This is a genomic window from Syntrophotalea carbinolica DSM 2380 (assembly GCF_000012885.1).
GTDB classification, from domain to species: domain Bacteria; phylum Desulfobacterota; class Desulfuromonadia; order Desulfuromonadales; family Syntrophotaleaceae; genus Syntrophotalea; species Syntrophotalea carbinolica.
In genome coordinates, this window is record NC_007498.2 from 2,603,265 (window position 1) to 2,615,972 (window position 12,708).

10 protein-coding genes and 1 riboswitch are annotated in these 12,708 nt (G+C 58.4%); of the genes, 5 read left to right on the forward strand and 5 right to left on the reverse strand.

The annotated features are described in order from the left end of the window. Positions 1-42: 42 nt before the first annotated feature. The 3 genes from purH to alr form a co-directional block, all read right to left on the reverse strand. Entirely contained in the window at positions 43-1,608 is a 1,566-nt protein-coding gene (gene purH, locus PCAR_RS12215) for a bifunctional phosphoribosylaminoimidazolecarboxamide formyltransferase/IMP cyclohydrolase (protein ID WP_011341986.1), read from the reverse strand. Positions 1,609-1,721: 113 nt separating this feature from the next. Beyond that, positions 1,722-2,954, reverse strand: a complete 1,233-nt coding sequence (locus PCAR_RS12220; RefSeq protein ID WP_011341987.1) for an ASKHA domain-containing protein — start codon at positions 2,952-2,954, stop codon at positions 1,722-1,724. Positions 2,955-3,035: 81 nt separating this feature from the next. After that, positions 3,036-4,172 (reverse strand): alanine racemase, encoded by a 1,137-nt coding sequence (gene alr, locus PCAR_RS12225; RefSeq protein ID WP_011341988.1) that lies wholly within the window; start codon positions 4,170-4,172, stop codon positions 3,036-3,038. A gap of 425 nt (positions 4,173-4,597) precedes the next feature. Next, positions 4,598-4,704, forward strand: a riboswitch (TPP riboswitch). Between the two features lie 63 nt (positions 4,705-4,767). On the opposite strand from alr, the gene thiD reads away from it, so the two are divergent. Next, positions 4,768-6,207, forward strand: coding sequence for a bifunctional hydroxymethylpyrimidine kinase/phosphomethylpyrimidine kinase (gene thiD / locus PCAR_RS12230; RefSeq protein WP_052643418.1), 1,440 nt, complete (start codon positions 4,768-4,770; stop codon positions 6,205-6,207). A gap of 68 nt (positions 6,208-6,275) precedes the next feature. Continuing rightward, positions 6,276-7,568 (forward strand): phosphomethylpyrimidine synthase ThiC, encoded by a 1,293-nt coding sequence (gene thiC, locus PCAR_RS12235; RefSeq protein ID WP_011341990.1) that lies wholly within the window; start codon positions 6,276-6,278, stop codon positions 7,566-7,568. A 130-nt stretch (positions 7,569-7,698) separates the two neighbouring features. Here the strand turns inward: thiC and PCAR_RS12240 are convergent, their stop codons facing one another. Further along, a complete protein-coding gene (locus tag PCAR_RS12240; protein ID WP_011341991.1) occupies positions 7,699-8,985 on the reverse strand; it encodes a diadenylate cyclase in 1,287 nt (428 codons plus the stop codon). A gap of 232 nt (positions 8,986-9,217) precedes the next feature. Further along, entirely contained in the window at positions 9,218-9,619 is a 402-nt protein-coding gene (locus PCAR_RS12245; protein WP_011341992.1) for a hypothetical protein, read from the reverse strand. A gap of 339 nt (positions 9,620-9,958) precedes the next feature. Here PCAR_RS12245 and PCAR_RS12250 point away from each other — a divergent pair, with 339 nt between their 5' ends. Genes PCAR_RS12250 through trpA form a run of 3 tightly spaced genes read left to right on the forward strand, consistent with a single transcriptional unit; the run spans position 9,959 to position 12,663 of the window. Further along, positions 9,959-10,690 (forward strand): GntR family transcriptional regulator, encoded by a 732-nt coding sequence (locus tag PCAR_RS12250; protein WP_011341993.1) that lies wholly within the window; start codon positions 9,959-9,961, stop codon positions 10,688-10,690. Further along, positions 10,683-11,909, forward strand: coding sequence for a tryptophan synthase subunit beta (gene trpB / locus PCAR_RS12255; protein ID WP_011341994.1), 1,227 nt, complete (start codon positions 10,683-10,685; stop codon positions 11,907-11,909). Before PCAR_RS12250 ends, trpB begins: the two co-directional genes overlap by 8 nt. Then, on the forward strand, positions 11,902-12,663 hold the full coding sequence (gene trpA / locus PCAR_RS12260; RefSeq protein ID WP_011341995.1) for a tryptophan synthase subunit alpha: 762 nt from the start codon (positions 11,902-11,904) through the stop codon (positions 12,661-12,663). Before trpB ends, trpA begins: the two co-directional genes overlap by 8 nt. The last annotated feature ends 45 nt before the right edge of the window (positions 12,664-12,708 follow it).

Consider the following 12,708-nt stretch of genomic DNA (forward strand, 5'->3'; position numbering starts at 1 on the left):
ACCAGTCACCAGTCACCAGTCACCAGTCACCAGTCATCGCTTTTAATGCCGGAAATGCCGCATCCCGGTAAACACCATGGCGATGCCGTGCTCATCGGCGGCAGCAATGACTTCCTCGTCCCGGATCGATCCGCCCGGCTGAATAACCGCCTTGATGCCGGCCTTGGCGGCATTGTCGAGTCCGTCACGGAACGGGAAGAACGCATCGGATGCCATCACCGAACCCGGCACTTCCAATCCGGCAAGTTCGGCTTTAATGCCGGCAATGCGAGCAGAGTTAACACGACTCATCTGTCCGGCACCGACACCGATAGTCATGCCGTCCTTACCGTAAACAATGGCGTTGGATTTGACGAACTTGGCAACACGCCAGGTAAACAGCAGATCCCGCATTTCTTCTTCGGTAGGCACACGCTTGGTCACAGGCTTGATGTCACCGCTCAGCAGCAGGTCGGCATCCTGCACCAGCAAACCGCCGTTGACGCGTTTGAAATCGTAACGGGCGCCAGGCTCCTGAGGCCAGTAACCACACTCGAGCAGGCGAACGTTTTTCTTGGTGGCGACAACGTCGATGGCTTCCGCGGATACCGCGGGAGCAATGATGACCTCGACGAACTGGCGCTCGACGATGGCCTGGGCTGTCGTGCCGTCCAATTCACGGTTAAAAGCGATGATGCCGCCGAATGCCGATTCGGAATCGGTGGAAAAAGCCCGATTATAGGCTTCGAGCAGATTACTTCCGAGGGCTACGCCGCAGGGATTGGCATGCTTGACGATAACGCATGCCGGCCCCTCATTGAATTGCTTGACGCATTCCAGGGCGGCATCGGTATCGGCGATATTGTTGTAAGACAACTCCTTGCCCTGCAACTGGCGGGAGGTGGAGATACTGGCCTCCTGCACATCGCGTTCGACATAAAAGGCTGCCTTCTGGTGGGGATTTTCTCCGTAACGCATATCCTGTACTTTTTTAAACTGCACAGTCAAAGTATCGGAGAAATCGGCCAGTTCGTCCCCCATGCGCTGCCCCAGCCAATTGGAAATGGCTCCGTCGTAGGCTGCGGTATGCTGGTAGACCTTGACCGCCAGTTTAAAGTTGGTGCCGCGTGAAACCGCCCCGCCGCTGCCCTTCATTTCCGCCAGAACCTGATCGTAATCGACGTGATCGACAACCACCGTGACGTCGCGATTGTTCTTGGCCGCACTGCGCAGCATGGTCGGCCCGCCGATATCGATATTTTCGATGGCATCTTCCAGCGTACAGTCAGGTTTGGCGACCGTCGCTTCGAAGGGGTAGAGATTGACCACCACCATGTCGATCGGTTCGATGCCGTGCTCCTTCATCTTGGCCACATGAGCGGGATTTTCACGCATGCCGAGCAGGCCGCCGTGCACCTTGGGGTGCAGCGTTTTGACCCGGCCATCGAGCATCTCGGGGAAACCGGTATATTCCGAGACATCCTTCACAGCCAGACCTTCTTGCCGCAGCAAAGCAGCGGTGCCGCCTGTCGAGAGGATTTCCACTCCGTAACCCGCCAGTTCCCTGGCGAATTCGACGATGCCGGTTTTATCCGAAACACTGATCAGCGCACGCTTGATGACGGCCATATTTTTATCCTTTCCTGCTGTAAATACATTCAGACGTCGTTTCCGACCCAAAGTCCGAAAACGCGTCAACCTTTAGGGTGCAAAAACAAAAAAACCGTCATGTTGGCGGTTTTCTAGAAATCCATAGCTTTGATGAAAGCCTTCTCGAAGGCTGGGGTTCCCGACAGGGGCAACGCATGCAGCCTCGCAGCCAGTCGATCCACTCTGGCGGGACCCTCCGCTTCGCACAGCAACCGTCCGACTCCCGCCAGCACACCGGCCTCCGCAAAGCGTACCTTATCTACCATGTTTTCCGGGAGCAAGGCAACCCTTTTCAAAACCTGTCGGGACAAGGAAAAACCAAAGGCGCCGGTCAACGTTACCGGCCCCACGGAGGCGGCATCCAGACCCGCGCGTTGCAATAAACATTCGATGCCGGCCAACACCGCGGCCTTGGCCAGTTGGAAATGCCGCACATCCTGCTGGGTCAGCAGCAGATCGGCTGCCGCATCGCGATAAAGACGCAGGGCCCTGCCTTGCGGCGTCTGCACAATATATCGGGAGAGATTGGTGGGCACCTCGAGAGGATCGACGATCGTTCCGTGGCGATCGACAAGCCCACCATCAAGAGCTGCCGCCAGCACCGCGGCCAGCCCGCTACCGCAAAGGCCCTGCGGTGTTCCTCCTCCGATGACAATCAGGTGCAGGGTATCGTCGACGATACGGACATCACTGATAGCGCCAGCCTTTGCAACCATGCCGCAGGAAATATCCCCGCCTTCAAAAGCCGGGCCGGCAGCCACGGAGGTTACTCGCCATTGCCCTCCTGCATACAAAGCCATTTCACCGTTGGTACCCGCATCGAGGAAAAAACTGTTTTCCGTCACCTCGTGCTGAGCAAAGAGAAAGGCCACGAGATCGCCGCCGACATAACCGCTGACCAGGGGAAAAAGATACAGAGGAACAGGTAAGCCCAGATCGACTTCTTCGGAGGACAGATAGACAGCCTCGCGCCGTGAAGGGCGATGGGGAGGAAACAGAATGGATCTCACCGGCAGACGCCGAAGCAGATAAACCATCCCAGGATTGCCGGCGGCGCCGGCCGCGCCGATATCGGCACAGCGCAACCCTGCCTGGCGCAGCAACGCATCGATAATCTCGCGCAACCCGTCGCACAGCAAAGCCTGCAGATGCGTATCTTCGCCTGCCAGAGCAGCCTCCATCCGACGCATGATATCGCCCCCCAAAGCCACCTGGGGATTGAGCAGGCGCTCTTGTGCCAGAACTCTGCCATCGGCATCGAGCACACGCCCGGCCAGAGTGGTGGTTCCAAGATCCAGAGCCAACAGGCAGTGGCTGCGGGACATCCGCCCTCCTTGGGTTTAGAAAAGCTCAACCGCCGTGCAAAACAGCCGTATGGAACAACCCTCGAACCCCGCCGGCACGATTCACCGGCGATCGTTGGTCAGGCGCGGCACGCGCTTACTGAACTGGCAGAACACTTCGTAACTGATGGTCCCGATGCGCTCGGCCCATTCATCAGCGGTGATGCATTGACCGTTGTCGCAACCAAGCAGGGTAACCTCATCGCCAACGGCCACGTCAGGGATATCCGTCACATCGATCATGGTCCAGTCCATACAGACCGTCCCGGCGACCCGGGCACGCTGACCGCGCACCAACATTTCGCCGACATTGGAAAGCTGTCGGCTGTAGCCATCGGCATATCCCACCGGAATAACCGCCAGTACCGTCGGGCGTTCAGCCACGAAACGATGCCCATAAGAAACCCCTGTGCCTTCCGGCACCTTGCGGATCTGTGCAATACGGGTGCGAAAACTCATCACCGGCTTCAAATCGAACCGCCCGGCAAAAGCCGGACTGGGCAAAGCACCGTAAAGCAGGATACCGGGGCGCGACAAATTGCATTCGGGCACTTCCCTCGTCAACAATGCGGCACTGTTGCTCAAGTGCACATACCGCGGCGCAAAACCGGCCTGCCTGACTCGGTCAAGGCAGCCCCGGAAGATCTCAAGCTGCTTCTGATTAACCGTATTTTCCGGCTCATCAGCCATAGCCAGATGGGAGAACAGTCCATCCATGCGCAACCCCGAAAGCGCACCCAGTTCTTCCAGCACCCGGGGCAGATCATCCGGCCGGAAACCGACGCGACTCATACCGGTATCGACCTTCATATGATAAGGCAGAACCACACCGGCCGCCCGCGCACAGCTGTCCAGCCGCCGGGCGACGTCCATATCGAAAAGAGTCGGCACCAGACCGTAGCGCAGCAGATTTTCCTCCTGGCCGGGATAAAGGCCGCCAAGCACCAGGATAGGACAAACGACTCCCGCCTCGCGCAAGGCAACGCCTTCCTCCACAATGGCCACGCCGAACATCTCCACCCCGACACCCTGCAAGGCCATGGCAACATGCGCCGCGCCATGACCGTAGGCATCCGCCTTGACCACGGCCAGGACACCCTGCCCCGGTCCTGCCAGCCGTTGAGCCTGGTAAAAGTTATGTTTTAGCGCCTCAAGATCGATTTCAACGCGGGTGGGGCGATGCGCCCGGGGATCATTCATGACACATTCATTCCTGAATCTATAATTGATCGGTCAGATAATGACCGAGGATACGACAAGAGCTCACGCTCAAGTGTGGTTTGGCTCCCCACTGTCTGCAGTTACAGCGCGAAGCTCCACGTAAAAAAGACCCTGCTTCCGATCGGCAGCAGGTTCCCAATGCGTATCAAACAATTAGCACGACACCCCCATGCTGTAAAGGCCAAAACAGCCTGTAAGCCTTGCCGGTAAAAACGCTGAACAGGTCGGGATTATCGCTGAGGTGATTCCGCAGGCCGGTCGCTTGACAGGCAAAACCGCATTCGCTAGAGTGGCCGCGGGTTGCACAAGCCCCGAAGAACCTTCCGCCATAAATTGCTTTGCATGATAGACCCGCGCCGTACTATTATGAAACGGGTGAACGTATACACCTGCCCGTTCACAGACATAACCGCTAGGGGCGTCATTCTGTACTGAGAGTTTCGCATAAGCGCAACAACCCTTGGAACCTGACCCGGATCATACCGGCGTAGGGAAGCGGTGTCGCAAGGCAGTCGTGATCATCGTCACGTGCTTTCCGGCCGTGGCGATTTTTTTATTCGAGCCAGGAACTGCTATGAAAAACAGACATTTTCGGGGTCTTTACCTGATTACCGATGATTCGCGGGGCGACCAGCTGCAAGCCAAACTTGTCGCCGCTCTCAAAGGCGGAACGCGCATTGTACAGTACCGAGGCAAACATCTCCCGGAGGATGTGCGACACCGTGAGGCACGCATGGTCCATAGCCTGTGCAAACAGGCCGGTGCCCTGTTCATCGTCAACGATGACCCGCATCTGGCCCTTGCCTGTCAGGCCGACGGCGTGCACCTGGGCCAGCAGGACATGCACATTGCCGAGGCCCGCGCCCTGCTTGGCCCGGATAAAATCATCGGCACCTCCAACCGCACCGTCGAACAGGCTGTCAACTCGCAAAAGGCCGGTGCTGACTACGTTGCCGCCGGCAGCGTTTACCCCACCGGCAGCAAACAGGATGCCGTGCATATCGGACTCGATGTCTTGCATGATATCCGTCAGGCCGTGGACATCCCTCTGGTGGCCATCGGGGGCATCAACCGGGACAATACCTCGGAGGTCATCCATGCCGGGGCCGATGCCATTGCCCTGATTTCCGCGGTCATGGCCGACCCCAGCCCGGCACTGGCTGCGCGGGAAATTTCTCTACAATTCAATCGCCGCGCCCCAGTACCTCACGGCCGAGTGCTGACCGTAGCCGGTTCAGACAGCGGCGGCGGGGCCGGCATTCAGGCCGACCTCAAAACCATCACGCTGCTGGGCGGCTACGGCATGAGCGTCATCACTGCCCTGACCGCACAAAACACCTGTGGCGTGCAAAACATCTACCCGGTCCCTGCCAGCTTTGTCGGCGAACAGTTGGCGGCAGTGCTTGGCGATCTCCAACCGGAAGTGGTCAAGACCGGCATGCTGCTCGATGCGGCCATCGTCCGGCTGGTTGCCCAGGCCCTCAAAGACCACGGTCTGCTGGCAGTAGTCGATCCGGTCATGATCGCCAAGGGCGGCGCCTCGTTGCTGCGCGACGAAGCCACCAAGGTTTGTCGAGAGCATCTGCTTCCGCACACCTATCTGCTCACCCCCAACCTGCCGGAAGCCGAACAACTGACCGGCCTGCCCGTCCACACCGAGGCCGATATGGAAAAGGCGGCCCGGCGCCTGCAGCAACTCGGTGCGCGCCACGTGTTACTCAAGGGCGGACACCTCGAGGGCGAAGCCGTCGATCTGCTACTGGATGGCAATACCCTGCATCGACTGCCGGCGAAACGTATCGACAGTCGCAACACCCACGGCACCGGCTGCACCAGCTCCGCAGCCATTGCCGCTTTGCTGGCCGGCGGCCACCCCCTGCCCCAGGCGGTAGCCCTGGCCAAGGAATTCATTACCGAAGCGATTCGCACCGCTCCCGACCTTGGAGCCGGCCACGGACCGGTCAATCACTTCGCCGCGGCCAAATACCTGATGAACACAATCGAAGGACTGTAAAATTACCGCTTTCAACTTACAGCTTCAAACTTTACAGCTTACAGCTTTGACGTATGAGAGGTAGATTCATGACCCAGCTCGAAATGGCCCGCCAGGGCATCGTCTCCGACAAAATGAAGCAAGCCGCCGCCGATGCCGGCATCGATGCCGAGATCCTGCGGCAACGCATTGCCGAAGGCACCGCCATCGTCTGTCACAACAATATGCACGCCAATGGCCGCCCCCTGGCCGTGGGCAAGGGCTTGCCGACAAGAGTCAATGCCAACATCGGCACAAGCAAGGACGACACCAGCATCGACAACGAACTGGAAAAAGCCCGCGTAGCGGTCGCTGCCGGAGCCGACGCCATCATGGATCTGTCCACCGGCGGCCCCATCGATGAAATCCGCCGCGCCATCATCGCCGAAACCCAAGCCTGTATCGGCAGCGTGCCTCTTTACCAGGCTGCCTGCGACACGGTGGTAAAGAAAGGCAAAGCCATTGTTGACATGACCGCCGACGAAATTTTCGACGGCATTAAAAAACATCTCGACGACGGCGTCGACTTCATCACCGTGCACTGTGGAGTAACCCTCAGCACCGTTGAGCGCATGGACAACGAAGGACGCATCATGGATGTCGTCTCCCGCGGCGGTTCCTTCACCGTCGCCTGGATGACCCACAACAATGCGGAAAACCCGCTGTATGAGCAATACGATCGCCTGCTGGAGTTAGTCAAGCCCTACGATGCCACCCTCTCTCTGGGCGACGGGTTCCGTCCCGGCTGCCTGGCCGATGCCACCGATCGCGCCCAGATCCACGAGCTGATCATCCTCGGCGAACTGACCCAGCGCGCCTGGGACGCCGGCATTCAGGTCATGATCGAAGGACCGGGGCATGTCCCTCTGAACCAGATCGAAGCCAACATCCAGCTGCAGAAAAGTCTCTGCCACGGAGCCCCTTTTTACGTACTCGGCCCGCTGGTCACGGACATCGCTCCTGGCTATGACCACATCACCTGTGCCATCGGCGGCGCCGTAGCTGCCGGCGCAGGCGCCGACTTCCTCTGCTATGTCACTCCCAGTGAGCACCTGTGCCTGCCCAATGTCCAGGACGTGCACGATGGGGTCATGGCAACCCGCATCGCCGCCCACGCCGCCGATATCGTCAAAGGCCTGCCCGGAGCCATGGAAAAGGACATCGCCATGAGCAAGGCGCGCAAAGGCCTCGACTGGGAGACCCAGTACTGCCTGGCCATCGACCCTGAGCTGGCCCGCAAGCGGCGGGGCGAATCCGGGGTGGACGAGGAACACGGCGCCTGCACCATGTGCGGCGAATTCTGCGCCTACAAGGTCATGGATGAGCGTAAGCCGAAACAATAAGACAACATGTCGGCATCCCCACCAGCCCCATCGAGGGACGCCGATCTATCGATAATGCGATGCAAAAAAGAGCCCCCAAGCCGATATGGCCTGGGGGCTCTTGCAGTATATAGGCGTATCCTTATGCGAATCACCCGAAGCGATAAACACTGCGTCCATCCCGATAAAGCTCGACCGGTCCATCCTCGGAGACCTTGACCACCGGGCCCAGATAAGAAGCAGCGGTGGCGGCGGTGGTACGCCCACCACCGGTGACCAGATCGCTGACTCGGGAGGTATCGATAATCACACCGGTATCGAGCAGCTCGCCCTTGCGGTTGATGACCGTCATACCGTCCGAGGAAAGGATTCGGCTAAGCTCACCGGAACGCTTCAGTGTACCGATTTTTGTGCCGCGTACATGCCGGATCAAAGCGCGGCTGAGCGGATCCCGACCGCCTACGGAGCCCTTGCGCAGCGACTCAAAACTGGTCTGGTCTTCAGCAACTAGAACCACCGTACCGTGGCGAGCTTTGGAGAGGGCGTAAATCGACCATACCAGATAGTCGATGGAACGTTTTTCCAGCTTGCCGGCTAGAAACTCATGCATGATATCCGGATCATAAATACCCCAGTAGCCTTTGCGCCAAAGAAGCAATTTGTCGCTGTCCAGAACGACTTCGACCTCCGAAGCCTTGTTGACGTAAACAGCAAAAGCGCCTGCGCCGGCCCGGGACAGAAGCGAGACGGTTTCCCGGTTCGACAGCTGCTCAATGTTATCGCTCGGGCCGGGGGCACTGGTTCGGATCGTCCCCTTGACGTTCATGCGAATATCGCAGATGAACAACGCTCGATAGCCATCAACAAAACGATACGAGAGAGGATTGCGAAAAAAATCGCCGGAGATACGTCGACGGTCACTGCCGAGATCGAGCCAGTCGTAGCGGGTTTTCTCGAGGGATTCAAGAAAATCGTCAAGCTGGGTCCGGTAGACGAGAAAACCGGTGGTGGCCGGCGACCTCTCATAACGTTGATAGGAAAGATTTTTGAGCAGCTGGATCAAACTCTGAGTCGGCCAGAAGACCCCTTTGCGATCACCGCGAATATAACGGGCCACGGCGATATCGGTAAGCGAGGTCAGCAAAGCGGTTCGAAAATGGGCATCGTAACCTTTGGCCGAAAATCCGGCAAACAAGCCTTCAAATGCCGTAAGCAATTCGATGATAAAGGCCTTCTCCGTGGAGGTAAAAGCCAGTTCCTTACGACGCGCACGAAAAAAATAAGCAACCTCGTCGATCTCCAGTCGGGAAACGATCTCTCGTTGACCTTCCGAGGACGGTGTCGATTCGCCTTCTTCGAGCTCGGCAAGCATGACTTTGGCACCGCCGAGAAAGGAACTCAAACTGTTTTCAATGGCACTGAAAGCTGATTTTGGCATATCACACAGCCTGCCCTATCGTCTGCCGGGGTTCAAGAGAAAAGTGAAGCAAAATTCAAATGCTTGAACATTCATAACATACCGCAACCATTGATCACACCCGTGATCACCCATAGAGGTATTTCGGCGAGATCTCTGCCCCTACTTCCATATACCTGAATTCGAAGAACGAAAAAAACGGGCACCGGCGTTTGCCGGTGCCCGTTTTTTTCGTAAGTCGCTCCCGGCACCCTTAACCGAGATAACGCGCAACCAACTTGCCATCCTGAGTACAGCGGGCGCCATCGGACCTCTCCAGGACCACACATTTTGTGGGAGATTTGACCATCAACCCAGCCACTTTATAGGTGAACTTTCCGCGTTTGAATTCCTTGCCGAGCCATGAGGGGTGCATGCCGAACCCTTCCGCATAGCATCGAAAATCCCGCTCCTCTTTCAGCGTAGCGACCGACTCAGGTCGTTCCGGCAGCGTGAAGCATGCCTTGATGGAAACACTGTCTGCCCCACTGGAGCAAACATCCTTGACAAAATCGAGATTCAGTCCGTACTTCTCGGCGACCGGCGTGATTAACCCGATTACCTCCTGTCTTAACTGTTCGCAATCAGCTGCGGTCAACGGTTCAAAACGCTCCATGGAAACCTCCTGAAAAAAGTTGACTCCGTAGAGACGGCACTGTCTTCAGATACGCAGGAGATCCCCCTTGACCGCCACGCCCTCAAAACCGATGAAATACCACTCCATTGGGGTTTGGTACTGCTGGATCGAACAACGGATTTTACTCAAGAGTAAACCGTATACAAGAAAAGTCAAACCGCATAATTCGTTCCGGCTGTGCGCACCACTTTTCCACCAGGGTTTATGGAGAAAACCATTTAATCCGAACGGAAAACCACCGATCGCCGCAAAAGTTGTCTTGACAACCTGTCAACCTGACCTCTAAAATATCCGGCATAAAAGGGAGGCTCAAAGACCATGCTCAATCCCGATTCCCCCATTCCGCTGTACCACCAACTGGCCGAACGGCTCGGCGAACAGATCCGCAACGGCGAACTGGCGCCGGGCCAGCGTATCCCTTCGGAGCCGCAATTGGTGGCTCAATACGGCATCGGGCGCCCTACGGTGCGTCAGGCGCTCGACTCCCTGGTGCGGCAGGGGCTGCTGTGCCGGCGGCGCGGTTCGGGGACCTACGTCAGCGAACCGGCACGGGAAATCGACCTTTTCTCCCTCGACGGCACTGCGGCGGCATTTCATAAAAAAGGCCTGGCGGCACAGACCCGCATCCGCGAAGCGATCCGCTTGCAACCGATCGAAGATACGCCTGACAACCCCTTCAGCGGCCGAACGGCTTACTATTTTTCGCGCCTGACCTGTCTCGACAACGCCCCCGTATTGCTCGAAGATCTCTATCTGCATCCGCAGATGTTCGCGGGGATCGAAGACCTGGACCTGGCCGGCCGTTCCCTGTCCGGCATCGCCGCGGAGCATTTCATGCTGCGCCCGCAGGGGGGCAAGCAGAGCTTCCGCATCGGTTACCCCGACGCGGCGCGGGCCCGCTGCCTCGACGTCACCACCACCACGCCACTATTGCAGGTCGAACGGCGCCTCGATTTCGCCGCCGGCCGTGACGGATTTTTCTCGCGGCTGTTCTGCCGCACCGATCATATCGTCTTCTCACAACACATGGGAGCATCCGACCATGGATAAACGCGGTTACTTTTCCGGATTCGGCGGCTGTTTCATCCCCGAAATCCTCAACGAAACCTTCGAGGAACTGGTCAAGGCCTATGAAGCGGCCAAGGCCGACCCGGCTTTCTGGCAGGAATACATCGACGTCATGTCGAACTACTCGTGCCGCCCCACTCCGCTGACCTTCGCCGAAAACCTCACCAACCATTTCGGCGGAGCACGCATCTACATCAAGCGCGAGGACCTCAACCACACCGGCGCCCACAAGGCCAACAACGTCATGGGCCAGGGACTGCTGGTCAAACGCATGGGCAAAAAACGCGTCATCGCCGAAACCGGCGCCGGGCAGCACGGTGTGGCCACCGCCACCATGGCGGCGCGCATGGGTTTCGAGTGCACCATCTACATGGGCGAGGAAGACGTGGAACGTCAGCGTCCCAACGTGTTCTGGATGGAGCGTCTCGGCGCCACGGTGGTACCGGTAACAGACGGCTCACGCACCCTCAAGGACGCCATCAACGAGGCCTTCCGCGACTGGGTATCGAACATGGACACCACCCATTACGTCCTCGGTACCGCCTGCGGGCCGCACCCCTTCCCGGAGATGGTGGCCTGGTTCCAGTCGATCATCGGCATCGAAGCGCGCAAACAGATCCTGGAGCACGAGGGACGCCTGCCGAAGAGCGTCTACGCCTGCGTCGGCGGCGGTTCCAACGCCATGGGGCTGTTTTCCGGTTTCATGGACGATCCGGTGGAGCTGGTCGGGGTCGAGGCCGGCGGCAAGGGACTGGACAGCGGCAAACACGCCGCCCGCCTCAGCTCCAAGGACGCCAGCGTCGGCGTGGCCCAGGGTTACAAAACCTACTTTTTACAGGATCATGATGGCCAGATGAAGGACACCCACAGCATTTCTGCGGGGCTCGACTACGTCGGCGTTTCGCCGATCCTGGCGCATTTGCAGGCCATCGGCCGTGCACGGTTCGAAGCGGCCACCGATGCCGAGGTGCTCGAAGCGGTGACCCTGACCATGCGCAAAGAGGGGCTGATCCCCGCTCTGGAATCGTCCCATGCCTTCGCGCAGGCCTTCAAGGAGGCCCCGTCCCTGTCGAAAGACGACATCGTCATCATCAATCAGTCCGGTCGCGGCGACAAGGACATCTTCACCGTCGCCGACGCCTTCAACGACCCGGCCTGGAAGGAATTCATCAAACACAAGGCGGAGCAATACGATGCTTGAGACGACCATCCGCAACAAACTGGCGCAAAAGGATATCCTGCTGATGACCCATATCGTCATCGGCTACCCGGATCTGGACACCTCTTTCGAAGTGGTCCGCACCATGGTGGAGGCCGGGGTCGACCTGATGGAATTGCAGATCCCCTTTTCCGAGCCGATGGCCGACGGACCGGTAATCCTCAAGGCCAACCAGGACGCCCTGGCCACCGGCATCACCGTCGATGAGTGCTTCGATTTCGCGGAAAAGGTCGCCGCAGCCTACGACATCCCGTTTCTGTTCATGACCTATTACAACATCCTGTTCAAATACGGGGTCGAAGCGTTTGCCGAACGCATGGCCAAATGCGGATTGTGCGGAGCTATCGTGCCCGACCTGCCGCCGGAAGAGGCCGACGACTATTTGGCGGCCATGAACAAACACGGCATGGCGCCGATCTTCATCTACGCCCCCAATACCACCGAAGCCCGCATGCAGCGCATCGCCGAACACGGCAAAGGTTTCATCTATTGCATGGCGCGCAAGGGGGTCACGGGGCTGCAGACCGATTTTTCCGGACAGCTCGGCGATCATCTGGACCATTGCCGCGCTTCGACGCAGCTGCCGCTGGCCCTCGGGTTCGGCGTCAAGGATCGCGCCGATGTGGAGTTTATCAAAGGCAAAGCCGATATCGCCGTGGTCGGCTCCCAGGCTATCCGGGTGTTGGATGAAGGAGGCGTGCCGGCGGTGGAAGCATTTATCCGCAGTCTACGTTAAATGGCGGCAACGGGGCGGTTATGGACCGCCCCGCGGTAAAAAAGC

Coding starts and splice junctions, on each gene's coding strand:
- purH (WP_011341986.1), bottom strand. CDS start 1,608: ATGGCCGTCATCAAGCGTGCGCTGATCAGTGTTTCGGATAAAACCGGC.
- PCAR_RS12220 (WP_011341987.1), bottom strand. CDS start 2,954: ATGTCCCGCAGCCACTGCCTGTTGGCTCTGGATCTTGGAACCACCACT.
- alr (WP_011341988.1), bottom strand. CDS start 4,172: ATGAATGATCCCCGGGCGCATCGCCCCACCCGCGTTGAAATCGATCTT.
- thiD (WP_052643418.1), top strand. CDS start 4,768: ATGAAAAACAGACATTTTCGGGGTCTTTACCTGATTACCGATGATTCG.
- thiC (WP_011341990.1), top strand. CDS start 6,276: ATGACCCAGCTCGAAATGGCCCGCCAGGGCATCGTCTCCGACAAAATG.
- PCAR_RS12240 (WP_011341991.1), bottom strand. CDS start 8,985: ATGCCAAAATCAGCTTTCAGTGCCATTGAAAACAGTTTGAGTTCCTTT.
- PCAR_RS12245 (WP_011341992.1), bottom strand. CDS start 9,619: ATGGAGCGTTTTGAACCGTTGACCGCAGCTGATTGCGAACAGTTAAGA.
- PCAR_RS12250 (WP_011341993.1), top strand. CDS start 9,959: ATGCTCAATCCCGATTCCCCCATTCCGCTGTACCACCAACTGGCCGAA.
- trpB (WP_011341994.1), top strand. CDS start 10,683: ATGGATAAACGCGGTTACTTTTCCGGATTCGGCGGCTGTTTCATCCCC.
- trpA (WP_011341995.1), top strand. CDS start 11,902: ATGCTTGAGACGACCATCCGCAACAAACTGGCGCAAAAGGATATCCTG.